Genomic DNA, 24773 nt, shown 5'->3' on the forward strand with positions numbered 1-24773 from the left:
GGGTGAACCTTGGAGCGTCACGGGTGTGTCTCGGCTCCGTCCTTGAGTCTAGTGACCTGGATGGCGGGGCCACATGCGCGGCACCGGATCAAACGACCAGCGCGAGCGCGATCCCGTCCCAGCCCTTCGCGTCCAGCGTCTGCAGGGCCGTGGCCGTGAAGCGCGGGTCGTCGCGGAGCATCTGCAGCCCCGCCCGGACGCCCCGCACTTGAGGGCTGGGATCCTCGGCATCCGCCACCCGTCCCGCCCGCACCACGTTGTCGACCACGATGAGCGTCCCCGGCCGGCCCAGGCGCGCGGCCCAGTCGAGGTAGACGGTGTTGGACTCCTTGTCGGCGTCGATGAAGACGAGGTCGAAGGGAGCCTGATCCTCCAGCGTCGGCAGCACGTCGGCTCCGCGACCGACGCGGATGTCGACGCGCTCCCCCACCCCGGCGCGATCGATGCTGCGCCGTGCGACCTCGGCGTGGCGGGGTTCGGCCTCGATCGTCACGACCCGGCCGTCGTCGGGGATGCCGCGCGCCAGCCAGATGGTCGAGTACCCGCCGAGCGTCCCGATCTCGAGCACACGGCGCGCTCCGCTGAGGCGTGCGAGCAGCCACAGCAGCTTGCCGCCCGTGGGCGCCACTTCGATCGCCGGCATGTCGGCGGCGCGCTGGGCCCGCACGGCCGCGTCGAGGCTGTCGTCGGCGTCGACGAGCGTGTCGACGAGGTAGCGGTCGACCTCATGCGCGGCCGCGAGGGAGAGCTCGGTCATGGCTCCACCCAACCGCCTCGGCGCGGTCGGGTCAACGCCCCGCGGCGCGCTCCGCCTCGGCGGCGAGCAGCGCCGCCCCGGTGCCGGCGTCGTCGACGGTGACCGTGAACACCCGCCGGTCGCGGCGCGTGACGCGTATTCCGGGTCCGGTGCGCAGCACGACGCCGAAGCCGCCGCCCGGGGCCCAGCGCAGCCCCCAGCCGCCGAACTCCCCCATGGGGCTGACCTCGACCACCTCCACGCGGTCGATCTCGGCGAGCGGGAGGTGGATCCGCGGGAAGCCGGTCGCGGAGTTGACGGTCAAGCCCGTCGCATCGACGCGCACGTGGAAGACCGCGGTCGCGGCGATGACCGCGGCCATCAGAACGATCAGCACGATGAGGATCGTCGCGGCCACCGCGCTGCCGCTGACGGCCACGGTGAGGATCGTGACGACGACCAGCAGCGCCAGGGCCGCACCGAGCACGATGAGACCGCCTCGCGCGAGACGGACGCTGCGCAGCCAGACGGCGCGCTCCCCGCTCGACAGGGGCGGGGAGATCGCCGAGGTCGTCGGAGTCGACACGATGCGCTCGTCGGGCTGGAGGAACCAGGCGAGGACGCCGACCGGGACGGCGACGACGGCCGCGACCAGCAGCCAGGGGAGGACGGACGGCCCGGCCGCGGCCTCCGCGACGCCCCGCTGCATCAGCACCGACGACGTGGTCAGGACCGCGGTGAACACGGACGTCGCCCCGGCGAGGGCGCCCATCATCCGGTAGGCGGGGCCGCGGTCGCCGCGGCGCAGCCCGTTGAGCGCGGAGGCCGCGATCAGCAGGGGCACCCCGAGCCCGATCGCCGCGGTGGACAGCACCGCCACCACGAGGGGGCCGTAGCCGTCCGGCCCTCCGTCGACGCCCCAGTGGATGGCGATCGGGTCGGGCAGGGAGGCGCGGGCCCCCAGCTGCAGCAGCACGGCGACGAGGGTGGCGACGACGGGGATCGCGACGGCGACGACGAGGAAGCGGGAGACGGCGCGCGGCCGCGGGGTGGTCATGGTGACTCCTCCGGATCGGATGTGTGGTGGATGAGCGCGGCCAGCGCCTGCGGCGACAGTCCGCGGGAGCGGGCGCGCGCGACGAGGTCGGTGATGTCGGGCTGGAGCTCGGCCAGGCGATCCGCCGCGGCCGTGACGACGGCGCCGCGACCGCGGCGCATCGAGACGAGACCCTCGTCGCGCAGCTGCTGATAGGCGTGCAGCACGGTGTGCAGGTTCACGTCGAGCGCGGCGGCGACCTCGCGCGCCGAGGGCAGGCGGTCCCCCGGGCGGAGACGGAGGGCGAGGGCGTCCGCGCGGACGGATGCCGCGATCTGCGCGAACAGCGGCACATCGCTCGTCGGATCGGTGCGGATCAGCATGCGGCCTCCGCATCCATTCTATGACAACTAGAACAGTTGGGAGGTCCGCGCGGCGACCGCCGCGGTCTCATCCCCGAGCCAACGCCCCCTCGGCGAGCGCGGCGACGATCTCGGGCACGAGCGCGTCCGCCGTGCGCCGATAGCCCAGGGCGCTCGGGTGGAAGCGGTCCAGGCTGAACATGTCGTCCGGGTGCTCGACGAACATCGGGCCCACGGTGCGGCGCAACGAGACGACGCGGGCGCCGGCGCGGCGGGCCGCGGCCGCCTGCGCGTGGGCGAGCTGACGCGAGGCCTGCGCCCCCAGAGCGCGCAGCGGCTGAGGCACCGGACGCAGCGCCCCCAGGTCGGGACAGGTGCCGACGACGACGGCGGCGCCCGTCGCCCGCAGGCGCCGCACCGCCTCCTCGAGATCGGCGGCCGCCCCCGACACCGGCGTGCGGTGGGTCACGTCGTTGCCCCCGACGATGATGACCGCGGCATCCGGCCGGTAGCCGCCCGGGAGACGGTCGAGCTGGCGCGCGAGGTCCTGCGACTGCGCGCCGACCGTCGCGACCGTGCGCAGCTGCACAGGGCGTTGGAGGAACGCGGCGATGCCTTTGGCCAGCCGCGCGCCGAGCACGTCTTTGGCGCGGTCGGCCCCGAGCCCGGCAGCGATCGAGTCGCCGACGACCACCAGCTCGATCGGCTCCCCCGGCAACTTCGAGCGCCAGAGCCGATCGGCATCCAGAGCGATCTCGCCGAGCGGCTTGCCGATGCGGCGGCGCGCGATGGCCGCCTGCCGGGTCAGCACGCTCCGCGTGATCAGGGTCGCCGCCGCTGCCGAGACGACCACGGCGACCGCGGCGGCGCGCATCGCCACACGGCGTCGCGGCGCGCCGCTCCGGCCCGGTCGGGTGTTCACGTCGCCGATTCCACCCCGGCCAGGTGAACGGTCGGTGTCGGCGCGGCGCGCGATCAGCTCAGCGGCTTGACCTCGAGCGCCGCGGCCTCCTGCCCCGCCGCGACGGTCGCGAAGGAGGTGTAGCCGTCGGCGGCGGCCCGCTCCAGAAGCGCCTTGAGGTTCTTCGTGCGCTGCTCGAGACGCACCCGCGCCCCCTCCGCCACGAGTGCGGACTTGAGTGCGACCAGCTCCTCCACCGGCACGTCGCGGTCGTGCACGAGGACGACCGCGGTCGCGCCGCCCTCGTCGGACGCCTCCAACAGATCGACGATGCGTTCGAAGCCGATGGAGAAGCCGACCGCGGGCACCTGCTGGCCGAGGAATCGCCCGATCATCCCGTCGTAGCGACCGCCGCCGCCCAGGGAGTAGTCGACGCTCGGGTGGGCGAGCTCGAAGATCGTGCCGGTGTAGTACCCCATGCCGCGCACGAGGAACGGGTCGAACACCAGTGGGGCGCCCGCCCCGCCCTCGCCGGCGAGCCCCCGTGCGGCCGACACCGCGGAGCCGATCGCCACGAGATCGGCGACCACGTCGTCCGGTGCCCCGTCCGGAAGGGCCCCGCGGATCTGCCCCTCCCCGTACGGGCGGAACTCGCGCGTCTGCGGCCGGCGCAGGAAGGCCTCGAACGCATCGACGGCCGCGGCGGTCACGCCCCGTCCGCGCAGCTCGGCGGCGACACCGTCGGGGCCGATCTTGTCGAGCTTGTCGATCGTGATCAGCACGCCGGCACGCTCGGCGTCGGCGAAGCCGAAGCTGCCGAGCATCCAGTCGAGGACGCGGCGGTCGTTGATGCGGATGCTGCCGCCGACCAGCCCGAGAGCGTCGAGGGTGTCGAGGCTCGCGACCAGCAGCTCGGCCTCGGCGCGCCCGGTCGCGTCGCCGATGATGTCGATGTCGCACTGCACGAACTGGCGGTAGCGCCCCTTCTGGGGACGCTCGGCGCGCCACACCGGTGCCATCTGGATCGAGCGGAAGACCGCCGGCAGCTCCGCGCGATGGGTCGCATAGAAGCGCGCGAGGGGCACCGTCAGGTCGTAGCGCAGGCCCAGGTCGCTGAGGGCGGCCGCATCGTCGGCGCCGGCGCGGACGGCGTCGGCATCCAGGCCCCGCTTGAGGACGTTGAAGGCGAGCTTCTCGTTGTCGCCGCCGATGCCCGCGTGCAGGCGGTCGTAGTCCTCCATGACCGGGGTCTCGATCTCGTCGAACCCGTGCGCACGGTAGCGCTCGCGGATGACGGCGAGCACGCGCTCGCGACGGGCCTTGTCGGCGGGGAGGAAGTCGCGCATGCCGCGCGGCGGGTTCACGGATGCCACGGGATCATTCTTCCAGGTCGGCCCCGGCGCCCCGCGCCTCGACCTGTCGGATGCCGCCCTCCAACGTGCGGACGGCGCCGCGCAACGCTCGCTCGGCGTCCCAGCCCCGTTCCCGCGCGAGCGCGACGAGCCCCAGCAGCGTCGCCCCGAGCTCCTCCTCGCTGCTGGGCGCCACCCCGTCCGCGAGCGGTGCGGACGGCGCATCGGGGAGCGCAGCGGCGCGACCGAGGACCTTCTGGGCCAGCGCGAGGGAGGGCATGTGCGCCGAGACGCCGTCGAGCACCGACCGCCGGTCGCGCTTCTCGGCGGCCTTCGCGGCGTTCCAGTGCACGAGCACCTCCTCGGGCGTGGTGGCCACGGTATCCCCGAAGACGTGGGGGTGGCGGCGCACCATCTTCTCCGCGAGGGCGTCGGCGACGTCGTCGATGTCGAACGGATCGTCCGGGTCTTCGGCGGCGACGGCGGCGTGGAACAGCACCTGCCAGAGCAGATCGCCGAGCTCCTCGCGCAGGTCGGCGCGCGTGCCGGCCTCGACCGCGTCGATCAGCTCGGCCGACTCCTCGACGAGGTAGGGCACGAGGTCGTCGTGGGTGATCTGCCGCGACCACACGCACCGCTCGCGGACGGCGCGCATCACGTCGGCGGCGCGGCGGAGCGCATCGCCCGACGGAGTGGACGACGCCGGGGACGACGCCCGCGATGCCGAAGGTGTCAGGAAGTCGCCGGGACCCGGCGTCGGTGATGCCATGCCCGCCACGATACGAGGATCCCGGCCGCGACGAGCGAGATCGCGGAGCCCGCCAGCACGCCGAGGGTCGCCTGATCGCGGATGCCGGGGTCACCGCCGAACGCCAGCTCGCTCAGCAGCAGCGACACGGTGAACCCGATGCCGCCCAGCGCGCCCGCGGCGAGCAGGTCTCCCGCGGCCAGCCGCTCCGAGGGAGCGACGCGCAGGATCCGCTGCGCGAGGCCGCCGGCGAGGCCGATGCCGATGATCTTGCCGAGGGGCAGCGCGACGAGCACGCCCCAGAACGCCGGCGAGAGCTCTCCCGCCGACACTGCGGGGATGGTCACGAGCGCGGCGCACAGGGCGAACAGCGGGAGGATCAGGCCGTTGACCCACGGCTCGATCGCGTGGCGCGTGCGCATCGCCGGCTGCTGCGCCATCACGAGTCCCAGCACGACGCCGGCGATCGTGGCGTGGACGCCGGACTCGTGCACGGCGTACCACGTGCCGAGCGCCGACACGGCGAGACCCGCGATCGCGATCGGCCGCGCCCGGGTGTCGAGGAGTCGGCTGCAGACGGCGAACACGACGACGAGCACGACCGCGAGCAGCAGCATGGCGGTGTCGACGTCGGAGGTGAACAGCACGGCGATGAACACGATGCCGACGATGTCGTCGAGGATCGCCAGCGCCAGGAGGAAGACCCGTACCGCGGGCGGAAGGCCGCGGCCGAAGACGGCGAGCACACCCAGCGCGAACGCGATGTCGGTGGCCGTCGGGATGGGCCACCCGGCCGATGTCGCCGGCGTCCCGGCGATCGCCAGATACAGCGCGACCGGCACCAGCACGCCGCCGGCCGCGGCGATCGCCGGCAGCACGGCGCGCCGCGCGGAGGCGAGCTGGCCGCTCGTGAGCTCGAACTGCAGCTCCACCGCCGCGACGAAGAAGAACACGGCGAGCAGACCGTCCGAGATCCAGTGACGCACCGAGAGGTCCACGACGCCGGGGATGCCCAGGTGCGCATCGGCCACGGCGAACGCGGCATCGCGCAGCGGCGAGTTGGCCAGCACGAGGCCGGCGGCGGCGGCGAGGAGCAGCAGAACGGCGGGGAAACGCGCGGATCGCAGCAAGGACATGGGCACTCCGAGGGGTCGACGGACGGGAATCGCCGACCAGACTTCCCGGCACACCGGAATGCGGACTCCGAACGGGTCTCAGCCCCGGACTCTGCACGGTTTCACACCAGGCTGAATCATACCCCGTGACAAAGGTGAAACACCGTGCCATTAGCGTGGTGTCATGCGCGAACTCACCCGAACCGAAGCGATCGACCTCGTCGGCCGCGACGAGGCCGAGAACGAACTGCCCGAGCGCCTGCGCGCCGACGTGCGCATGCTCGGTGCGCTGCTCGGTCGCGTCCTGCGCGAGAGCGGCTCCCCCGGCCTGTACGACGACGTCGAGCGCCTGCGGCTCGCGACCATCGCCGCCTACACCGACGAGTCGCCGGAGGCGTTCGAGCGGGCCGCGACGATCGCGGAGTCCTTCTCCGTCGAGCGCGCCGACGAGGTCGCGCGCGCCTTCACGGTCTACTTCCACCTCGTCAACCTCGCGGAGGAGCACCAGCGGGTGCGCGTGCTGCGCGAACGCGACGGCCGTCCGGAGAAGGAGGATGCCGCCGACTCCGTCGCCGCCGCCTTCGTGCGCCTCGCCGCCGAGGTCGGCGACGACACCGCGCTGCAGCGCCTGCAGGACATGCGCTTCCACCCCGTGTTCACGGCGCACCCCACGGAGGCGCGTCGGCGCGCCGTGTCCACCAGCATCCGCCGTCTCGTGACGCTGCTGACCGAGCACGACGCCTCGCTGAACGGTGGCGCCGACGAGCGTCGGGCCGAACGCCGCATGCTCGAGGAGATCGACACGCTCTGGCGCACCGCGCCGCTGCGCGCCGAGAAGCCGACGCCCGTCGACGAGGTCCGCGCCATCATGGCCGTCTTCGACGAGACGCTCTACACCGCCGTCCCGCACGTCTACCGCCGCGTCGACGACGCGCTGCAGGGGCCCGCCGCCGGCGGACGCGCGCCGGTCGTGCGTCCCTTCGTGCGCCTGGGCACCTGGGTCGGCGGCGACCGCGACGGCAACCCCTTCGTCACCGCGGCGGTGACGAAGAAGGCGGCCGCGATCGGCGCCGAGCACATCCTGCTCGGCCTGGAGCGCTCGGCGGATCGCATCGCGAAGACCCTCACCCTCTCCGCCGACACGACACCGCCCAGCGACGAGCTCCTCGCACTCCTGCAGCGCCTCGCCGACGCCGACGAGGACGGCGCCGCGGATGCCGCCAAGCGCGCCGCCGTCGAACCCCACAAGCGTGCGATGCTGCTCATCGCCCGCCGGATCACGGCGACCCGCGGGCGCGACGCCGATCTCGCCTACCGTGACCCCGAGGTGCTCCTGCGGGACCTCCGCATCGTGCAGCAGTCCCTCGTCGAGGCCGGCGCACCCCGGCAGGCCTACGGCCACCTGCAGCAGCTGCTGTGGCAGGTGGAGACGTTCGGATTCCACCTGGCCGAGCTCGAGGTGCGCCAGCACTCCGCCGTCCACGCCAAGGTGCTCGCCGAGGCCGCCGGCGGCGAGCCGCTGAGCACCCAGGCCGAAGAGGTGCTCGAGGTGTTCCGCACGATCGCGCAGATCCAGCACCGGTACGGGCCGCGCGCCGCCGGACGCTACATCGTGTCGTTCACGCAGTCCGCCGGCGACCTCGCCGCCGTCCACGAGCTGGCCCGCCTCGCGGTCGGCCCGGGGGGCACGCCGCCGGTGCTGGACGTGATCCCCCTCTTCGAGACGTTCGCCGACCTGCAGGCCGCCCCCGGCATCATGGCCGAGATCGTGGAGCACCCGCAGTTCGCGGCGCGGCTGGAGGCGACCGGCCGCCGCCTGGAGGTCATGCTCGGCTACTCCGACTCGTCCAAGGACGTCGGCCCGGTCGCGGCGAACCTCGCCCTGTACGAGGCCCAGGCCAAGATCGCCGCGTGGGCGAAGCAGACCGGCATCCACCTCACGCTCTTCCACGGGCGCGGCGGCGCGCTCGGACGCGGCGGCGGACCGGCGAACTCGGCGATCCTCGCCCAGCCCCCGCACTCGGTCGACGGCCGGTTCAAGCTCACCGAGCAGGGCGAGGTGATCTTCGCCCGCTACGGCGACACGAACATCGCGATGCGCCACATCGATCAGGTCGCGGCCGCCGTGCTCCTCGCCTCGGCGCCGTCGATCGAGAAGCGCAACAGCGCCGCCGCCGAGCGCTACGCCGAGGTCGCGGCGACGATGGATGCCGCATCGCGCGAGCGGTTCTTCTCGCTGGTGAAGGCCGACGGCTTCGCCTCCTGGTTCGCGACGGTGACGCCGATGGAGGAGATCGGGCTGCTCGCGCTCGGCTCCCGCCCCGCCCGGCGCGGCCTGTCCGTCGAGTCGCTCGAAGACCTCCGCGCGATCCCGTGGGTGTTCGCCTGGTCGCAGGCGCGCATCAACCTCGCCGGGTGGTTCGGCCTGGGCTCCGCGCTCGAAGCCGTCGGCGACGTCGAGCTCCTGCGCCGTGCCTACGCGGAGTGGCCGCTGCTGCGCACCGTCATCGACAACGTCGGCATGAGCCTCGCGAAGGCCGACGGGCGCATCGCCCGCCGCTACCTCGACCTGGGCGACCGTCCCGACCTCGCCGCCCTCGTCGTCGACGAGCTGCAGCTGACCGGCGACTGGGTGGTCCGCATCGTCGGCGGGGACGAGCTGCTCGCCAACAAGCCGGTGCTGCAGCGGGCCGTCAAGATGCGCAGCCCGTACGTCAACGCGCTCTCGCTGCTGCAGTTGCGCGCCCTGCGCACGTTGCGCACCGGCGAGCACGACGAGGCGGATCTGCCGCAGTGGCAGCGACTGCTGCTGCTCAGCGTCTCCGGCGTCTCGGCCGGACTGCAGAACACGGGGTGAGCCGCCCCGCGCCCGTGACGCCGCGCGGGCTCAGTCCGCGCGGCGATCGTCGGCGTGGCGCGCGAGCGCCGCGCCGTAGCGCTCGGTGAGCTGGATCATCAGATCGGGCGTGTCGCGGTCCAGGCCGAAGACGAAGCCGGGGAAGTCCAGCTCCTTCTGCAGGGCCCAGATCTCCTCGTGACGGTCGGGCGACAGCATCCGTGCGGGATCGCCCACCGCCACCCACCCGATCGGCACGACCGACTCCGGGGGCAGCGCGGTGCGCACGTGCACGATGGCGCCGATGCGCACCTCCGACCGGTCGCCGATGCGCGCGCCGTTGAACACGCGCGTGCCGGTGGCGAGGAACACCTCGTCGCCCACGGTCGCCCCCGAGATGCTGGCGGTCGGCCCGACCAGGACGTGGGAGCCGATGTGGACGGGGTGCACTGCGCTGGCGCGGATCAGCGCGTTCTCCATGACGATCACGTGCGTGCCGAGCGTGATCGGGCCGCCCTCGGCGGTCAGCACGGCGCCGTGGAGGATCTGGCATCCCGCGCCGATCTCCACGTCCCCCGAGATCACCGCCGTCGGGGCGACCACGGCGTCGGGGTGGATGCGGGGCCGGGCCCCGAGGTGTTCGAACTGCATGATCGACCTCCCGACCTCACCCTAGGGCGCCGCCGCCGAGCCGTCGAGGCTCTGTCGGAGCCCCATTAGGGTGGGACAGGCCGAACCACCCGGGACTGCGGCCGGAAAGCTCCACCGTGACAGAAACCCTCACCTCCCTGCCCTCTTCCGTCGCCGCCGTCTTCGACGCCGTGGTCGACCGCAACCCGAACGAGCCCGAGTTCCAGCAGGCCGTGCACGAGGTCGTGAACTCGATCGCGCCGGTCATCGAGAGCCGCCCGGAGTTCGCCGCGGCCGGAGTCCTCGAGCGCATGGTCGAGCCGGAGCGACAGATCATGTTCCGTGTGCCCTGGGTCGACGACCAGGGGCGAGTCCGCGTGAATCGCGGCTTCCGCGTGCAGTTCTCCTCGGTGCTGGGCCCCTACAAGGGCGGCCTGCGGTTCCACCCGAGCGTGAACCTGTCGATCGTCAAGTTCCTCGGCTTCGAGCAGATCTTCAAGAACGCGCTCACCGGTCAGGGCATCGGCGGCGCCAAGGGCGGCAGCGACTTCGATCCCCGCGGGCGCTCGGATGCCGAGATCATGCGGTTCTGCCAGGCCTTCATGAACGAGTTGTACCGGCATCTCGGCGAGCACACCGACGTCCCCGCCGGCGACATCGGCGTCGGGGGCCGCGAGATCGGCTACCTGTTCGGGCAGTACCGCAAGATCACCAACCGTCACGAGTCGGGCATGTTCACCGGCAAGGGCGTGCAGTGGGGCGGGGCGGAGGTGCGCACGGAGGCCACCGGCTACGGCGCCGTCTTCTTCGCGGAGGAGATGCTCGCGGTGCGCGGACGGTCGATGTCGGGTCGCCGGGTCGGTGTCTCCGGCTCGGGCAACGTCGCGATCTATGCGATCGAGAAGGCGCATCAGCTCGGGGCGATTCCGGTGACGGCGTCCGACTCGTCGGGGTATGTGGTCGACGACGAGGGCATCGACGTGGGCCTGCTCCGTCAGGTGAAGGAGGTCGAGCGGGCACGGATCTCGACGTACGCCGACCGCCGCGCCTCCGCGCGCTTCGTCGAGGGCGCCCGCCCGTGGGAGGTCGCCGTCGACATCGCGATCCCCGCCGCGACGCAGAACGAGCTCGACGAGACGGACGCGCGGGCGCTGCTGGGAAACGGCGTCGGCGCCGTGTCGGAGGGCGCGAACATGCCCTGCACGCCCGCGGCCGTCACCGCCTTCCAGTCGGCCGGTGTGCTCTTCGGCCCGGGCAAGGCGGCCAACGCCGGGGGTGTCGCGACCTCGGCGCTCGAGATGAGCCAGAACGCCGCGCGACAGCGCTGGAGCTTCGAGGACAGTGAGCGGAAGCTCCGCGCCATCGTCCGCGACATCCACCGCGCCGCGTTCGACGCCGCCGAGCGACACGGGCGCGACGGGGACTACGTCGCGGGCGCCAACATCGCCGGGTTCGAACGCGTCGCCCAGGCGATGCTGGCGCAGGGAGTGATCTGACGGCCGTGTCCTCCGGAGCCGGCTCCCCCGCCCCCGCCACCGTCTCGACGCTGACCCTGTCGACGTTCGTCGTCGGCTCGATGGTCGGCGCCGGGGTCTTCTCGCTGCCGGGCACCTTCGCGGCGCAGACGGGGGTGGTGGGCTCCCTCGTCGCGTGGGCGGTGGCGGGCACCGGCATGCTCATGCTGGCGCTCGTCTTCCAGCGGCTGGCCGCGCGCCGGCCGGAGTTGGATGCCGGCGTGTACTCGTACGCGCGGGCCGGGTTCGGCCGCTACCTCGGCTTCCTGTCCGCGTACGGCTACTGGGCGAGCGCCTGCGCGGGGAACGTCTTCTACTGGGTGTTCATCATGTCGACGGTGGGCGCGGTGCTGCCCGCCGTCGCCGGGGGCGACACGCCCGTGGCCGTCGCGGTGTCGTCCGCGGGATTGTGGACCTTCTTCCTGCTCGTGCGTCGCGGTACGCGTGAGGCGGCCGCGGTCAACCGCATCGTCAGCGTCGCGAAGGTGCTGCCGATCGTGGTGTTCGTGTTCCTGTGTCTGTTCGCGTTCGATCCGGCGGTGTTCGCCGCGAACCTGTCCGGCCCCGGCGACGTCCCGCTCTACGATCAGGTGCGCGGCACCCTGCTCGTCACGGTGTTCGCCTTCATCGGCGTCGAGGGCGCGAGCGCGTACTCGCGGCACGCACGCCGCCGCCGCGACATCGGGCGCGCGACCGTGCTCGGATTCCTCAGCGTGCTCGCGATCTTCCTGTCGGTGACGATCGTGTCCTTCGGCATCCTCCCGCGCGAGCGCATCGCGCAGCTGGCCCAGCCGTCGATGGCCGGGGTGCTCGCCGAGGTCGTCGGACCGTGGGGTGCGGGCTTCGTCGGCGTGGCGCTCATCGTGGCGGTGCTCGGGGCGTACCTGTCGTGGACGCTGATGGCGGCGGAGGTGCTGCTGGTCGCGGCGCGCGACGGCGACCTGCCCCCGGTGTTCGCCCGCACCAACGCCCGCGACGTGCCGGTCGGAGCCCTCACGATGTCGACGCTGCTCGTGCAGGCACTGCTGATCGTGGTGCTCTTCTCCACGAACGCGTTCGACGTCGCGCTCAGCCTGACCAGCGCGTTCGCGCTCATCCCCTACGTCCTCACGGCGGGGTACGGGCTGCGTGTGGCTCTCGCCGATGCCCGCTCCGACGGCTCGCGCGCGGTCGCCGGCGCCCTCGTCGTGGCCGCCTGCGCCACCGCCTACACCCTGTTCCTGCTCGCCGCGGCGGGAGGCCAGTACCTGCTGCTCGCGATGCTGGTCCTCGTGCCCGGCACGCTGCTGTTCGCCCTCGCGCGGCGCCGTCGCGGCGACCGCGTCTTCCAGCGCGGCGAGTGGGTCGTCTTCGCCGTCGCCGTCGCCGCGGCTCTCGCGGCGGCCGTCCTGCTGGCCGTGGGGGCGATCGAGATCTGAGCGCCCCGGGCTCAGGCCTCGACGGCCTCGGCGACCGGCAGCGGGTAGAGCTGGTCGATGAGCTGGCCGACCCAGGCGATCAGATCACCGTCGGCCAGTGGCTCCCCCGCCGCCGTCGGCAGCGGCACGACCATCGCCTCGCCGCCGGCGAGGACCTTCGACTTCGGGTAGAGGCGCTGCAGCCGCACCCGCAGCGAGTCGGATGCCGGCGCCGGCACGACCCGCAGGTTCGGCCCCATCGCGACGACGTCGCTGAGGCCCGCGACGGCGGCACGGCGGCGCAGCCGGGCGATCGCGACGAGACCGTCGACCTCGCGCGGCGGCGTGCCGTAGCGGTCGGTGAGCTCCTCGATCACGAGATCGATGGGGTCGCTGGAGGCTCCGGCATCCCCGCCGCGCGTACGGGCGTCGGGCGAGGCGGCGGCCGAGAGCTTCTGGTAGGCCTCCAGGCGCAGACGCTCGCTGTCGATGTAGCTCTCCGGCAGGCGGGCGTCGATGGGAAGCTCCAGGCGCAGCTCGGTCGGCCCCTCCACGTCGTCGCCGCGGAACGTCGCGACGGCCTCGCCGATCATGCGCAGGTACAGGTCGAAACCGACGCCGGCGATGTGGCCGGCCTGCTCGGCGCCGAGGAGATTGCCCGCGCCGCGCAGCTCCAGGTCTTTGAGGGCGACCTGCATGCCGCTGCCCAGATCGTTGTTCACCGCGATGGTCTCGAGCCGATCGGCCGCGGTCTCCGAGAGAGGCTTCATCTCGTCGTAGAGGAAGTAGGCGTAGGCGCGCTCGCGTCCGCGACCGACGCGTCCGCGCAGCTGATGCAGCTGGCTGAGGCCGTACTTGTCGGCGCGGTCGATGACGATCGTGTTCGCGTTGGAGATGTCCAGACCGGTCTCGATGATGGTCGTCGACACGAGCACGTCGAACCGGCGCTCCCAGAAGCCGTCGACGACCTCCTCCAGGGCGTGCTCGCCCATCTGCCCGTGGGCGACCGCGATGCGCGCCTCCGGCACGAGCTCGGCGAGGTGGGCGGCGACCCGCTGGATCGACTGCACGCGGTTGTGCACGTAGAAGACCTGGCCTTCGCGCAGGAGCTCGCGACGGATCGCGGCGGCGATCTGCTTGTCGCTGCGCGGACCGACGTAGGACAGGATCGGATGCCGGTCCTCCGGCGGGGTCTGCAGCGTCGACATCTCGCGGATGCCGGTCACCGCCATCTCGAGCGTCCGCGGAATCGGCGTCGCGCTCATCGCCAGGATGTCGACGTTGGTCTTGAGCTTCTTCAGCGCATCCTTGTGCTCGACGCCGAAGCGCTGCTCCTCGTCGATGATCATGAGGCCGAGGTCTTTGAAGACGACCTTCTCGGTGAGGATGCGGTGGGTGCCGATGACCATGTCGATGCTGCCCTCGGTGAGCCCCGCGAGGATCTCGCGCGCCTCCTTGTCGGTCTGGAAGCGCGACAGCGCCCGCACCTTCACGGGGAAACCCGCGAACCGCTCGGTGAACGTGTCGAGGTGCTGCTTGACGAGCAGCGTCGTCGGCACGAGCATCGCGACCTGCTTGCCGTCTTGGATGGCCTTGAACGCCGCGCGGACCGCGACCTCGGTCTTGCCGAAGCCGACATCGCCGGACAGCAGGCGGTCCATCGGGATCGGCCGCTCCATGTCGGCCTTGATCTCCTCGATCGTCTGCAGCTGATCGGGGGTCTCGGCGAAGGGGAACGCCTCCTCCAGCTCGCGCTGCCAGGGGGTGTCGGGACCGAACGCGTAGCCCTTGGCCGCCATCCGGGCGGAGTACAGCTTGACCAGCTCCACGGCGATGTCGCGGACGGCCTTGCGCGCCTTGCCCTTCGCGGCGGCCCAGTCGCTGCCGCCCATCTTCGACAGCGTGGGCGTCTCGCCGCCGACGTACTTGCTGAGCAGGTCGAGCTGGTCGGTGGGGACGAAGAGCTTGTCGCCGGGATGACCGCGCTTGGAGGGCGCGTACTCGAGCACGAGGTACTCGCGCGTCGTCTTCACGGCGTTGCGGCCGCCGCTGGACACCTCGCGCTGCACGAGCTCGACGAAGCGGCCGATGCCGTGGGTGGCGTGCACGACGATGTCGCCCGCCTTCAGCTGCAGCGGGTCGACGACGTTGCGGCGCCGCGATGCGAGCTTCTTGACGACGCGACTGTCGGCACCGATGGTGCGCCCGTAGAACTCCGCCTCGGTGAGCACCGCCAGTCGGGCGTCGGGCTGCTCGAATCCGCTCTCGAGCGCCCCGAGCACGGCGACGGCCACGCCCGGCTCGGGGGCTTCGGCCAGCGCGTCGACCGTGCGCGCCGCGATGCCGCGCTCGGCCAGCACGTCGCGCGCACGGTCGACGAGCCCGGCGCCGGAGGCCGCGATCACGACGCGCCAGCCGTCGGCGAGCAGGTCGCCCACGTGCGCCGTGGCGCCGTCGACGTTGCCCTGGAACGACGGCACCGCGGAGGCGGGGACGCGCACGACATCGGCCCGGTGCCCGCCGTCGATGCCCGCGAGGTCGGCCGCGGCGTCGGCGTCGCCCGAGTCGAACCCACTCAGCGTCCACCACACACCGCCGCGCGCCGAGGTCGCCGCGCGCAGCTCGGGCAGGGCGAGGAAGTCGCCCGAGCCGAGATCGATCGGGGTGTCGGCGCCGGCGACGGCGGCGCTCCAGGCCGCCTCGAGGAACTCGCGGTTGGTCTCCCCCAGCGTCATCGCCCGACCCACCGCGCGCTCGGGATCGACCAGGGCCACCGCCGTCGCGGCGGGGAGATAGTCCACGAGCGGCACGACGGCGTCCGCGAGGGCCGGAAGGAGCGATTCCATCCCTTCGACCGGGATGCCTTCGCTCATCTTCTCGAGCATGCCGCGCAGGCCCGGGAACCGGTCGCGAAGACCCGCTGCGCGCTCGCGCACGGCCGGCGTCAGCAGCAGCTCACGGCTGGGCAGCAAGGTGACGGCCGCCACCTCGCCGGGCAACGAGCGCTGATCGGCGACCGAGAACGCGCGGATCTGGTCGACCTCGTCGCCGAAGAACTCGACGCGGTACGGGTGGTCGGCGGCGGGCGGGAACACGTCGAGGATGCCGCCGCGCACGGCGAACTCACCGCGCCGCGACACCATATCGACCCGGTGGTACGCGAGGTCGACAAGCCGGCGCGTCACGCCGTCGAGGTCGTAGCCGCGACCCCCCGCCGACAGCTCGATCACGCCGGCGTCGGTCAGCCCTGCCGCGATCGGCTGCAGCGCGCTGCGCACCGAGGCGGTCACGATGAGGGGGTGGGAGCCGTCCCAGTGGTCGACGGCGCGCAGCACGGCGAGACGCCGCCCGACGGTCTCCGGCGACGGGCTCAGCCGTTCGTGCGGCAGGGTCTCCCAGGCGGGGAAGTGCAGCACCTCGGCATCCGGCAGGACGCTCGACAGCGCCGCGCCGAGCGCTTCGGCCCGCCGGCCGGTCGGCGCCACGGCGAGCAGGGCCGCCGGGTGTCCGGCGCGGCGGCGGCGCTCGACGAGTGCCGCGAGGACGGGCGCGTCGAGTCCCGCGACGAGCGAGAAGTCGGTGTCGGCGAGCGCGGACTCGACGGCTTCGCGGACCGTGTCCGCCTGGATGAGGGCGCGAACGATCCCGGAAACTGTCACCGGAAGAGTCTACGGCGCACCGCCGACACCGGACGCTGCGCGCCGCTCGCCGCGACGCCGCTCCGACGCGCGCCGAGCGGCGGCTCTGCCTAGGATGAGCACGTGAGCGACAACCCGCAGCCCGCTGCGCCCCTCGAGCCCACCGCGCCGGCGGCCCCCTCCACGAGCGGCGGCTACGTCCAGCCCGCTCCCGGGGCGCCTCCCGTCTACGTCCCCCCGGCGGCCGTGCCCCACCCCGCGGCGCCCCCTCAGGCCGCCCCGTCTCCCGTCACCGCTGCGGGCGCGCCCGCGCCGAGCTCCGCGCCGGCACCCGCGCCGACGTACGGCGCCGCCCCGACTCACGGCGCCGCCCCGACTCACGGCGCCGCCCCGACCTACGGCGCCGCCCCGACCTATGGCACCGCACCCGGGTATCCGGGCGCGGCGGCACCCGCCGCGTCGCCGTCACGCGCCCTCGGCACGATCGCGCTCATCGTCGCGATCGTCGCCGTCGTCCTCGCGACGGTGCTGAGCACCGTCACCGCGTTCGCCGCCGCCAGCGGGGCGGTCGCGCACGCGGGCGTGTCTTCGACCGCGGCGCTGGAGAACCTCTCCGACGACCAGGTGCTGGCACTGCTCAGCCCCGTGCGCGGCCTCGTGCTCTGGGCCGAGATCGGCTTCTGGGCGGGGACCGTCCTGGGCCTGTGGGCCCTCGTGCAGGGCATCGTCGCGATCGCGACGCGGCGCGGGCGCGGGCAGGGCATCGCCGCCGTCATCGTGGCCGCGGCCGGCCCGATCCTCTACGGCGTCGCCGTCACGGCCGGGGTCATCGTCGGTATCGTCGCCGCGACGCCCGTGTACTACTGAGCCGCCCCGGTCCGAGAACGGACGCCCGGCCTCGCCCGCGAGCTCAGGAGCGCGGTGCGTGGTGCTTCTGCTGCGCCGCGAGGAGGCCGTCCTCGACGAGCAGCTCCACCGCGTCGGCGGCGTCGGAGACGAGCACCGGCAGCGCGGCGCGCTCCGCGCTCGAGAACGGGTCGAGCACCCAGTCCGCGGGATCCTGTCTGCCGGGCGGGCGACCTATCCCCACCCGCACCCGCGGGAAGTCCGGCGTGCCGAGAGCCTTCGCGACGTCGCGGATGCCGTTGTGACCGCCGTGACCGCCTCCCGTCTTCAGCTTCACGGTGTCGAAGGGGATGTCGAGCTCGTCGTGGACGAGGACGATCCGCTCCGCCGGGATGTCGTAGAACCGTGCCAGCTGGGAGACGGGACCGCCGGAGACGTTCATGAAGGAGTTCGGCGCCGCGAGCACGAGCTTCGCGCCGCCGGGGCGCAGCCAGGTCTCCGCGACCCGGGCCTGGGCCTTGTGCGCGCGCAGCGTCTCGGACCGGCGGGCGGCGAGCTCGGCGATCACCATCTGCCCGACGTTGTGCCGGGTGCACTCGTACCGTGCGCCGGGGTTTCCCAGGCCGACCACGAGCCAGGTCTCGGGCATGTCCTCTCCTCCACTGATCGCGGGACGACGAAGCCCGCCCCACCAGTATCGGTGGCGGCGGGCTCCGGTCATGACGCGTCGATTACTCGGCGGCCTCTTCCGACTGCTCCTCGGCGACGGCCTCGTCGGCCGCCTCGATCTCGTCGGCCTCGGCGTTGGTCGCAGCCGGCACCGAGATGGCGACGATGAGCGTCTCCGGCTCGGTCACCAGCGACGCGCCCGCGGGCAGCTTCAGGTCGGCGGCGGTGATGTGGGTGCCGTCCTCGAGTCCCTCGACGTCGACCTCGACGTTCTCGGGGATGTGGGTGGCCTCGACCTCGAGCGACACCGTCGCGTTGTCGAGGTTGACGATCGTGCCCGCGAAGGGCTCGCCCAGCACGACGACGGGAACGTCGACCTGGACCTTCTCGCCCTTCTTCACGACGAGCAGGTCGATGTGCTCGATGATCTGGTGCACGGGGTCCTTCTGGACGTCCTTGACCAGCGTGAGCTGCTGCGTGCCGTTCACGTCGAGCTCGAGCACCGCGTTGGCGCGGCGGATGAGCAGCGCGACCTGGTGGCCGGGCAGGGCGACGTGCACCGGGTCGGTGCCGTGGCCGTAGATGACGGCGGGGATCTGGCCGGCGGCGCGCAGGCGGCGGGCGAAGCCCTTGCCGAAGTTCTCGCGAAGCTCGGCGATGACCTTGGTGTCGGTCTCGGTCGACATGATGGATTCTCCTTGCGGGCTGTGGCGCCCTGGTCTGGGTCTGGGTCTCGACTCGAACGTGTGCACGTGAGGAGAGCCCGCCCGGACTGTCGTCCGAGTCGCGTGGGCCCGCAACACCGCGTCGATCACGGATGCCGGTGCGAGTACGCGCGGCATCCCTCGCCGAGGGAGGACATCAGTCTATCAGCGACCCCGCTAGCATGGAGACGGTGCCCGGATCGGGCGCGCTCGCGCGGCCGCGGCCCCGCTCACCCGTCTCTCACTCCGGAGGAACCCATGGACTACGGCTGGATGTCGCACGCACTCCTGTGGATCATCGGCCTGATGTCGGTGGGGGCGACGGTCGCCGTCATCGGGGCCCTCTTCACACTCGGCCGCTCCGGCTACCGCAAGGACTGATCCGGTACCGCCGCGCCGCACCTCCGCCCGGGGCGGCGCACCTCACGGCGCCGTGAGCAGATCGGCGACCCGATCGACCACCGCCTGCAGATCGGTGCCCGCCGCCAGGCGGAAGCCCGCCTCGTCCTGGGTGAGGGGCTCGCCGACGCTCTGGCGGCCGACCAGTTCGACGAAGACGACGTCGCGCACGCGCGCGCGCACGGCGTCTCGGGCGACGCGGGTGAGGGGGCCCGTCGTCACCACGACCGCAGACGCCTCCACGAGGACGAGGCGAAGCGCATCCAGCCAGATCTCGGCATCCGACACCGCCGGCGTCGGTTCCCCGCGGCGACGCCGCCGGCGCGCGGGCGGCCGCAACTCGTCGCCGTCGATGTAGCGGGCACGCAGGCGCGCGGCGAGCGCTGCTCCGGTGAGTTCGACCGCGGCATCCGTCGACCCCATCAGTACGATCCGCGCCATCTCGACCTCCGTTCGGCATCCCTCGGCCCGCCGCCCCGTGCCCCGACGCGCCTCGATTCGAGCGTATCGGGGCGACGGCCGGTGCACGCTCCCCCGCCGGGGCGCGTCGGCCGGCTACGGGTGCGGCGCCGCGTCCAGCAGCCCGCGGGCGCGGCCGGCCACCTCGATGATGCCCCCGACGTTGTCGACGGCGACGCCGTCCTCGTCGGCCTCCAGATGCTCGAGGGTCGCGAGCTGCGACTCCAGCAGCGCCACCGGCATGAAGTGCTGACGCGACCGCATGCGCCGATCCAGCTCCGCCCGCGACACCCGTAGCTCCACGAAACGGACGTCGGGCGCAGCCGCGCGGATGCGGTCGCGGTAGCGACGGGCCAGAGCGGAGCAGGCGACCACCAGTCCCGGCGACGCGGCCAGCCGCGCGCCCACGACATCGAGCCACGGCATCCGGTCGTCGTCGTCGAGGGGCACGCCCGACTCCATCTTGGCGACGTTCGCCGGCGGGTGCAGATCGTCGGCGTCCACGAAATCGACGCCGAAATCGACGGCCAGGGCCGCGCCGACGGCGGTCTTGCCCGACCCGCTCGGCCCCATGACCACGATGCGCGCTGCGCGGTGCGCCATCGTCATCCCTCCGTCGCCCCGGCGCCCGTGAAGGCGACGACGACCTTCGCGCTCACAGCCGATCGGCGGGCGGTCTCGAACGCGGCGACCGCCTCGCGCGGCGAGAACTCGTGCGTGATCACGCTCTCGACGGCCGGCTGCGCGTCCAGCAGCCCGATCGCCTCCTCCATCTCGTCCAGGAAGCGGAACGCCCCGCGCAGCGTCGCCTCCTTCGCCACGAGCGGGGCGAGGTTCACGGGGCGGGGCTCGTTCGGCAGCATCCCGATCTGCACGACCGTGCCGCGTCGGCGCACCGCCGCGATCGCCGTGCTCACCGCGGCGGCGGCCCCGGAGCACTCCAGGACCACGTCGTAGGCGTCGTCGGGGATCGCGTCGACGCCGACCCGCCAGACGCGATCCGCACCGACCGCGCTCGCGCGCTCCAGCGCCTCGGGGAGGAGATCCGACACCTCGACGCTCGCGGCCCCGCGGGCGCGAGCCGCCACCGCCGCCAGCAGGCCGATCGGCCCCGCGCCGCACACCAGCACGCGCGCGCCGGTCATCTCCCCCGCCCGGGAGGCCCCGTGGAGCGCCACGGCCAACGGTTCGGCCAGGACCGCGCGACGCACGGGAAGCGTGTCCGGGAGCGGGCGCACCATCGACGCCTCGACAGTGACGTACGCGGCCATCGCCCCCTGGGTGTGCGGCGTCGTCGAGGCGCTGCCCAGGTACGAGCCGCCGGGCCAGAGATGCGGCGCCTCCGCGAGCGCGGGAGTGCGCTGCCCGAAGCGCGCGGGATGCACCGTCACCGGCGCCCCCTCGGCCAGCGCCCCCGACGGGTCGTGGGCGACCCAGCCCGACACCTCGTGCCCGGGAACGAGCGGCTCGGTCACGACGAACGCGCCGTTCGCGCCGTCGAAGTAGTAGTGCAGGTCCGATCCGCAGATCCCGACGTACCCCACGCGCAGCAGCACCTGTCCGGGCGCGCAGGCGGGCAGCGGGCGGTCCTCGACCGTCAGCGCCTCGCGCCCGCTGATGACAACAGCATCCATCGTTCTCTTCTCTCGATCACACGACCGCGGTCATGCCGCCGTCGACGAACAGGTTCTGCCCGCTCACGAAGTCGCTCGCCGCGGAGGCCAGGAACACGAGCGGACCGCGCAGCTCCGACACCCGGCCCCAGCGCCCCGCCGGCGTGCGCTGCGACACCCAGGCCGTGAACTCGGCGTCGGCCACGAGCGCCGCGTTCATCTCGGTCGCGAAGTAGCCGGGCGACAGCGTGTTGACCTGGATGCCGTGGCCGGCGAGGTCGGCGGCCATGCCCCGGGTGAGCTGGGCGATCCCGCCCTTGCTGGCCGAGTACGGGGCGATCGTCCGCCGGGCCAGGGCCGACTGCACGGAGGCGATGTTGATGATCTTGCCCGAGCCGCGCGCGATCATGCCGGGAGCCACGAAACGCGAGACGTAGAACGCGCTCGAGAGGTTCGTGGCGATCACGTCGTCCCAGTCCGACACCGAGAACTCGGCGAACGGGGCGCGGCGCTGGATGCCGGCGTTGTTGACCAGGATGTCGGGGACGCCGACGCGCGCCGTCAGCTCGGCGATCGCCGCTTCGACGGCCGCGGCATCCGTCACGTCGAAGACGACCGTCTCCGCGCGCGCGCCGGTCCGCTCGGCCAGCAGGTCGGCGCTGGCGTCGACCGTCGCGCGATCGCGGCCGTGCACCACGACCCGCGCCCCGGCATCGGCCAGGCCTGCGGCGAGACTCTGTCCGAGGCCGCGCGACGACCCGGTGACGAGGGCGAGCCGGCCGGTGAGGTCGAAGAGCTCAGACAAGGGACACCGCCCCGAAGATCACGAGGACGAAGGCGAAGCCGACGACCGATTCCAGCGCCTGCTGCACGGTCCAGGTCTTCAGCGTCGTCTTCACGTCCATGCCCATCAGCCTCCCGACGAGCCAGAAGCCCGAGTCGTTGACGTGGCCGGCGAAGACCGATCCGGCGGCCGTCGCCAGGACGACGCAGGCGACCTGCAGGGGGCTGAAGCCGGCGGCGAGGACCGCGGGCGAGACCAGGCCCGCGGCCGTGACCAGGGCCACCGTCGCCGAGCCCTGGGCGACGCGCAGGACGACCGCGATGAGGTAGGCGGCGAAGATGACCGGGATGCCGATCGAGGCGAGCGAGTCGGACAGCGCGGTGCCGATGCCGGAGGCCCGCAGCACACCGCCGAACATGCCGCCGGCGCCGGTGATGAGCACGACCGAGCAGATGGGCCCGAGGGCGGAGTCGACGATCTTCTCGAGCGCCGTCCCGTGCACACCCCGGCGGGTGCCGAGCACGAACAGGGCGACGAGCACGGAGATGAGCAGGGCGATCTGGCTGGTGCCGATCAGGCGCAGCGCCTGCACCCAGACGAGCGTGCCGTCCACGACCCCGGCGGACACGAGCGCCGACATGCCCGTGTTGAGCAGGATCAGCACGAGCGGGATCGCGAGCACCCCGATGACGGTGCCGGCCTTGGGCGGGTTGGTCGGCTCGACGTCGCGGCCGCCGAAGAGGTCGACGATCGCCAGCGGGATGCGCTTGTCGGTGAACTTGGCCCACAGGTAGCCGGTGAGGTACCACGTCGGCAGCGCGACGACGAGACCGATGAGGAGGACGAGCCCGAGATTCGCTCCGTACGTCTCACTGGCCGTGATGGGCCCCGGGTGCGGCGGCACGAAGACGTGCATGACCGAGAACGCGGCGGCGGCGCTGATGCCGTAGAGCAGCATGTGCTTGCCGCCGATGCGTCGTCCGACGGCGAAGATCACCGGGAGCATCACGATGAGTCCCGCGTCGAAGAACATCGGGAATCCCATGATGAGCGAGGCCACGCCGAGGGCGAACGCGGCCCGTTTCTCACCGAAGACGGACACCATCTTCTCGGCCAGCACGCGCGCACCGCCCGACGTCTCCACGAGGGCGCCCAGCATGGCGCCGAGACCCACGAGCAGCGCCACGGCGCCGACGGTGCCGCTGAAGCTGTCGATGAGGACCTTGCCCACGCTGTCGATCGGGATGCCGGTGACGAGCGCCGTGAGCAGCGAGACGAGCACGAGCACGAGGAAGGCGTGCATCCTCGCTCCGATGATGAGGACGAGGATCAGGGCGATCGCGCCGGCCGCGATGAGCAGCAGGGGCACGGCGCCCAGGGTCTGTGTCCAGTCTTGCATGGGGCTTCTCCGATGAATCGTCCATGCGCCGGGGTCGTTCCCGGCGGCGTCACCACGCTGACACAAAAGTAGTACTTATTGCAACCTATTGATCATACTTTTCCCGGCGCCCCCTCCTCCGAGGAGCACCCGCACCGGTAGCGTGGGCCGGGACAGAAGGACACCGATGCCCCCCACGACCCCGACCGCGTCGCACGCGCACATCGTCGAGACCCTCGGCCGCCGTATCGCCGGCGGCGAGCTCAGCCCCGGCACCGGCATGACCGTCGCGGCGCTGGAGCAGGAGTTCGCGGCCTCCCGTACCGTCGTGCGGGAAGCGGTCCGCGTGCTCGAGGCCCACGGGTTCCTGCGCTCCCGACGCCGGGTCGGCCTGGTCGTGCGCCCGCGGGAGGAATGGGACAGTCTCGATGCGAACGTCATCGAGTGGAGCCTCGACGGCCCGCGCCGCCGCGACGTGCTGGTCGAGCTGACCGAGCTGCGCATCGCCGTGGAGCCGATCGCCGCCCGGGTGGCGGCGGAGCGCGGCAGCGATGCCGACCGCGCGCGGCTCCTGGAGCTGGCCGTGCGATTGAGCGAGCTCGGCGCCGAGGGACTCGGAGACTCCGACGAGTACCTCGAGGTCGACATCGCCTACCACTCGCTGCTGCTGCAGGCCGGCGGCAATCCGCTGTTCGGCAAGCTCAGCGCGCCGATCGCCGAGATCCTGCGCGGACGCGCCGTGCGCGGCCTCACCCCCGGCATGCCGCGCGTGGGGACGCTGGAAGCGCACGTGGCGACGGCCCGGGCGATCACCCTCCGCGACGGGGCGACGGCCGAGGCCTCGGCGCGCGAGCACCTCACGCTCGTCTCCCGCGAGGTCGCCCACCTCTGACCGGGACGCCGCCCTCACGCGGTCGGCGTCGTGAGGCGCACCGCGCCCACCACGACGTCCATCCGCTGACCCGGCCTCACCTCACCGGCACTGAACGGCGCCCCCATCATCACGACGTCGCCGGGGCCGAGCGGCGTCCACGACGCCACGTAGGCCAGGCAGTCGCGGATCGGGACCGGCAGGGCCGCGGCATCCGTCTCGGCGACCGCCGCGCCGCCGATCTCGAGACGCAGCGCGACGCGGTCGATGTCGGCCGCGGTGTCGATCCACGGCCCGAGCGGCGTGTAGCCGATGCCCGACTTGGACTCGAAGTTGCGCACGTCCACCGTCGCACGATCGGGACTGGACAGATCGTTCACGGCGGTCACGCCCAGCACATAGCGCCCCGCCGTCTGCGCGGTGAGACCGGCGGTGTCGCGGCCGATCACGACCGCGATCTCGCCTTCCGCGACCGTGCGGCCCGCGTCACGGCGCAGGCGGACCGCGACGCCGGAGGCGACCACCGTGCGAGGGCTCTTCAGCCACGCCTGGACGGGCGCGACGTGATCGGGACCGTTCTGCGCGATGCCGACGAGCACCCCCGGGTCGGCCGGGGCCAGCAGCACGGCGTCCCCTCGCGGCGCGCCGGTGTCGACCGGGAGCGTCCCCGACGCGAAGGCCGCGAACGGCGGGCCGATCGGGACCGGACCGTCGGGACTCCACCGCACATCGACGATCTCCCCTCCGATGCGGGCGCGACCGATCAGCACGGGAACTCCGCCGCG

Annotated in this window: 22 protein-coding genes; 5 read left to right on the forward strand and 17 right to left on the reverse strand. The window is 72.8% G+C overall.

Going from position 1 to position 24773, the window contains the following annotated elements; translation table 11 throughout:
• Positions 1–88: 88 nt before the first annotated feature.
• The 7 genes from AC6CQV_RS08370 to AC6CQV_RS08400 all read right to left on the reverse strand — a co-directional run bounded on the left by AC6CQV_RS08370 (position 89) and on the right by AC6CQV_RS08400 (position 6271).
• Complete coding sequence (locus AC6CQV_RS08370; protein ID WP_498259208.1) at positions 89–757, reverse strand: O-methyltransferase; 669 nt, start codon at positions 755–757, stop codon at positions 89–91.
• A gap of 31 nt (positions 758–788) precedes the next feature.
• Complete coding sequence (locus tag AC6CQV_RS08375) at positions 789–1793, reverse strand: DUF1648 domain-containing protein (protein WP_498259209.1); 1005 nt, start codon at positions 1791–1793, stop codon at positions 789–791.
• A complete protein-coding gene (locus AC6CQV_RS08380) occupies positions 1790–2155 on the reverse strand; it encodes a GntR family transcriptional regulator (RefSeq protein ID WP_498259210.1) in 366 nt (121 codons plus the stop codon). The genes AC6CQV_RS08375 and AC6CQV_RS08380 overlap by 4 nt, the downstream gene beginning before the upstream one ends.
• Positions 2156–2222: 67 nt before the next feature.
• Positions 2223–3008 carry an SGNH/GDSL hydrolase family protein gene (locus tag AC6CQV_RS08385; protein WP_492491994.1) on the reverse strand — a complete coding sequence of 262 codons (786 nt, stop codon included), beginning with the start codon at positions 3006–3008 and terminating at the stop codon, positions 2223–2225.
• 101 nt (positions 3009–3109) lie between these two features.
• Positions 3110–4381 (reverse strand): histidine--tRNA ligase, encoded by a 1272-nt coding sequence (gene hisS, locus AC6CQV_RS08390; protein ID WP_232784052.1) that lies wholly within the window; start codon positions 4379–4381, stop codon positions 3110–3112.
• A 31-nt stretch (positions 4382–4412) separates the two neighbouring features.
• Positions 4413–5156, reverse strand: a complete 744-nt coding sequence (locus tag AC6CQV_RS08395) for a nucleoside triphosphate pyrophosphohydrolase (RefSeq protein ID WP_498259211.1) — start codon at positions 5154–5156, stop codon at positions 4413–4415.
• Positions 5120–6271 carry a Na+/H+ antiporter NhaA gene (locus AC6CQV_RS08400; RefSeq protein WP_498259212.1) on the reverse strand — a complete coding sequence of 384 codons (1152 nt, stop codon included), beginning with the start codon at positions 6269–6271 and terminating at the stop codon, positions 5120–5122. Before AC6CQV_RS08400 ends, AC6CQV_RS08395 begins: the two co-directional genes overlap by 37 nt.
• A 163-nt stretch (positions 6272–6434) precedes the next feature.
• Between AC6CQV_RS08400 and AC6CQV_RS08405 the strand changes: the two genes are divergently transcribed.
• On the forward strand, positions 6435–9107 hold the full coding sequence (locus tag AC6CQV_RS08405) for a phosphoenolpyruvate carboxylase (RefSeq protein WP_498259213.1): 2673 nt from the start codon (positions 6435–6437) through the stop codon (positions 9105–9107).
• 30 nt (positions 9108–9137) lie between these two features.
• On the opposite strand, the gene AC6CQV_RS08410 is transcribed toward AC6CQV_RS08405, so the two are convergent.
• A complete protein-coding gene (locus AC6CQV_RS08410) occupies positions 9138–9737 on the reverse strand; it encodes a gamma carbonic anhydrase family protein (RefSeq protein WP_101306018.1) in 600 nt (199 codons plus the stop codon).
• Positions 9738–9853: 116 nt separating this feature from the next.
• Between AC6CQV_RS08410 and gdhA the strand changes: the two genes are divergently transcribed.
• Positions 9854–11212 (forward strand): NADP-specific glutamate dehydrogenase, encoded by a 1359-nt coding sequence (gdhA, locus tag AC6CQV_RS08415; protein WP_498259214.1) that lies wholly within the window; start codon positions 9854–9856, stop codon positions 11210–11212.
• An 80-nt stretch (positions 11213–11292) separates the two neighbouring features.
• Positions 11293–12648 carry a basic amino acid/polyamine antiporter gene (locus AC6CQV_RS08420; protein WP_498260692.1) on the forward strand — a complete coding sequence of 452 codons (1356 nt, stop codon included), beginning with the start codon at positions 11293–11295 and terminating at the stop codon, positions 12646–12648.
• 11 nt (positions 12649–12659) lie between these two features.
• On the opposite strand, the gene mfd is transcribed toward AC6CQV_RS08420, so the two are convergent.
• The gene (gene mfd / locus AC6CQV_RS08425; protein ID WP_498259215.1) at positions 12660–16286 is read right to left on the reverse strand and encodes a transcription-repair coupling factor; all 3627 of its coding nucleotides are present in this window, start codon (positions 16284–16286) and stop codon (positions 12660–12662) included.
• A 102-nt stretch (positions 16287–16388) separates the two neighbouring features.
• Here mfd and AC6CQV_RS08430 point away from each other — a divergent pair, with 102 nt between their 5' ends.
• Positions 16389–17132, forward strand: coding sequence for a hypothetical protein (locus AC6CQV_RS08430; protein WP_498259216.1), 744 nt, complete (start codon positions 16389–16391; stop codon positions 17130–17132).
• 43 nt (positions 17133–17175) lie between these two features.
• Here AC6CQV_RS08430 and pth read toward each other — a convergent pair whose 3' ends face one another.
• The 7 genes from pth to AC6CQV_RS08465 form a co-directional block, all read right to left on the reverse strand.
• Positions 17176–17760, reverse strand: coding sequence for an aminoacyl-tRNA hydrolase (pth, locus tag AC6CQV_RS08435; RefSeq protein ID WP_498259217.1), 585 nt, complete (start codon positions 17758–17760; stop codon positions 17176–17178).
• A gap of 82 nt (positions 17761–17842) precedes the next feature.
• Positions 17843–18466, reverse strand: coding sequence for a 50S ribosomal protein L25/general stress protein Ctc (locus AC6CQV_RS08440; RefSeq protein ID WP_060959812.1), 624 nt, complete (start codon positions 18464–18466; stop codon positions 17843–17845).
• A 441-nt stretch (positions 18467–18907) separates the two neighbouring features.
• Positions 18908–19324, reverse strand: a complete 417-nt coding sequence (locus AC6CQV_RS08445; protein WP_191008341.1) for a shikimate kinase — start codon at positions 19322–19324, stop codon at positions 18908–18910.
• Positions 19325–19438: 114 nt separating this feature from the next.
• The gene (locus AC6CQV_RS08450) at positions 19439–19945 is read right to left on the reverse strand and encodes a gluconokinase (RefSeq protein ID WP_498259218.1); all 507 of its coding nucleotides are present in this window, start codon (positions 19943–19945) and stop codon (positions 19439–19441) included.
• 2 nt (positions 19946–19947) lie between these two features.
• Entirely contained in the window at positions 19948–20976 is a 1029-nt protein-coding gene (locus AC6CQV_RS08455; protein WP_498259219.1) for a zinc-binding dehydrogenase, read from the reverse strand.
• Positions 20977–20992: 16 nt separating this feature from the next.
• The gene (locus AC6CQV_RS08460; RefSeq protein ID WP_060959816.1) at positions 20993–21760 is read right to left on the reverse strand and encodes an SDR family oxidoreductase; all 768 of its coding nucleotides are present in this window, start codon (positions 21758–21760) and stop codon (positions 20993–20995) included.
• Entirely contained in the window at positions 21753–23138 is a 1386-nt protein-coding gene (locus AC6CQV_RS08465; protein WP_060959817.1) for a GntP family permease, read from the reverse strand. The genes AC6CQV_RS08460 and AC6CQV_RS08465 overlap by 8 nt, the downstream gene beginning before the upstream one ends.
• A gap of 166 nt (positions 23139–23304) precedes the next feature.
• On the opposite strand from AC6CQV_RS08465, the gene AC6CQV_RS08470 reads away from it, so the two are divergent.
• On the forward strand, positions 23305–24009 hold the full coding sequence (locus AC6CQV_RS08470) for a FadR/GntR family transcriptional regulator (protein WP_060959818.1): 705 nt from the start codon (positions 23305–23307) through the stop codon (positions 24007–24009).
• 14 nt (positions 24010–24023) lie between these two features.
• On the opposite strand, the gene AC6CQV_RS08475 is transcribed toward AC6CQV_RS08470, so the two are convergent.
• Positions 24024–24758: a fumarylacetoacetate hydrolase family protein gene (locus AC6CQV_RS08475; RefSeq protein ID WP_498259220.1), complete on the reverse strand. Its 735-nt coding sequence runs from the start codon at positions 24756–24758 to the stop codon at positions 24024–24026.
• Between the last annotated feature and the right edge of the window lie 15 nt (positions 24759–24773).

The sequence above is a fragment of the Microbacterium sp. EG9 genome (genome assembly GCF_059759475.1).

Bases quoted from the DNA above. Each gene is read 5' to 3' on its own strand.
- AC6CQV_RS08370 (WP_498259208.1), bottom strand. From the start codon at position 757: ATGACCGAGCTCTCCCTCGCGGCCGCGCATGAGGTCGACCGCTACCTC.
- AC6CQV_RS08375 (WP_498259209.1), bottom strand. From the start codon at position 1,793: ATGACCACCCCGCGGCCGCGCGCCGTCTCCCGCTTCCTCGTCGTCGCC.
- AC6CQV_RS08380 (WP_498259210.1), bottom strand. From the start codon at position 2,155: ATGCTGATCCGCACCGATCCGACGAGCGATGTGCCGCTGTTCGCGCAG.
- AC6CQV_RS08385 (WP_492491994.1), bottom strand. From the start codon at position 3,008: ATGCGCGCCGCCGCGGTCGCCGTGGTCGTCTCGGCAGCGGCGGCGACC.
- hisS (WP_232784052.1), bottom strand. From the start codon at position 4,381: ATGCGCGACTTCCTCCCCGCCGACAAGGCCCGTCGCGAGCGCGTGCTC.
- AC6CQV_RS08395 (WP_498259211.1), bottom strand. From the start codon at position 5,156: ATGGCATCACCGACGCCGGGTCCCGGCGACTTCCTGACACCTTCGGCA.
- AC6CQV_RS08400 (WP_498259212.1), bottom strand. From the start codon at position 6,271: ATGTCCTTGCTGCGATCCGCGCGTTTCCCCGCCGTTCTGCTGCTCCTC.
- AC6CQV_RS08405 (WP_498259213.1), top strand. From the start codon at position 6,435: ATGCGCGAACTCACCCGAACCGAAGCGATCGACCTCGTCGGCCGCGAC.
- AC6CQV_RS08410 (WP_101306018.1), bottom strand. From the start codon at position 9,737: ATGCAGTTCGAACACCTCGGGGCCCGGCCCCGCATCCACCCCGACGCC.
- AC6CQV_RS08420 (WP_498260692.1), top strand. From the start codon at position 11,293: ATGGTCGGCGCCGGGGTCTTCTCGCTGCCGGGCACCTTCGCGGCGCAG.
- pth (WP_498259217.1), bottom strand. From the start codon at position 17,760: ATGCCCGAGACCTGGCTCGTGGTCGGCCTGGGAAACCCCGGCGCACGG.
- AC6CQV_RS08440 (WP_060959812.1), bottom strand. From the start codon at position 18,466: ATGTCGACCGAGACCGACACCAAGGTCATCGCCGAGCTTCGCGAGAAC.
- AC6CQV_RS08445 (WP_191008341.1), bottom strand. From the start codon at position 19,324: ATGGCGCGGATCGTACTGATGGGGTCGACGGATGCCGCGGTCGAACTC.
- AC6CQV_RS08450 (WP_498259218.1), bottom strand. From the start codon at position 19,945: ATGGCGCACCGCGCAGCGCGCATCGTGGTCATGGGGCCGAGCGGGTCG.
- AC6CQV_RS08455 (WP_498259219.1), bottom strand. From the start codon at position 20,976: ATGGATGCTGTTGTCATCAGCGGGCGCGAGGCGCTGACGGTCGAGGAC.
- AC6CQV_RS08465 (WP_060959817.1), bottom strand. From the start codon at position 23,138: ATGCAAGACTGGACACAGACCCTGGGCGCCGTGCCCCTGCTGCTCATC.
- AC6CQV_RS08470 (WP_060959818.1), top strand. From the start codon at position 23,305: ATGCCCCCCACGACCCCGACCGCGTCGCACGCGCACATCGTCGAGACC.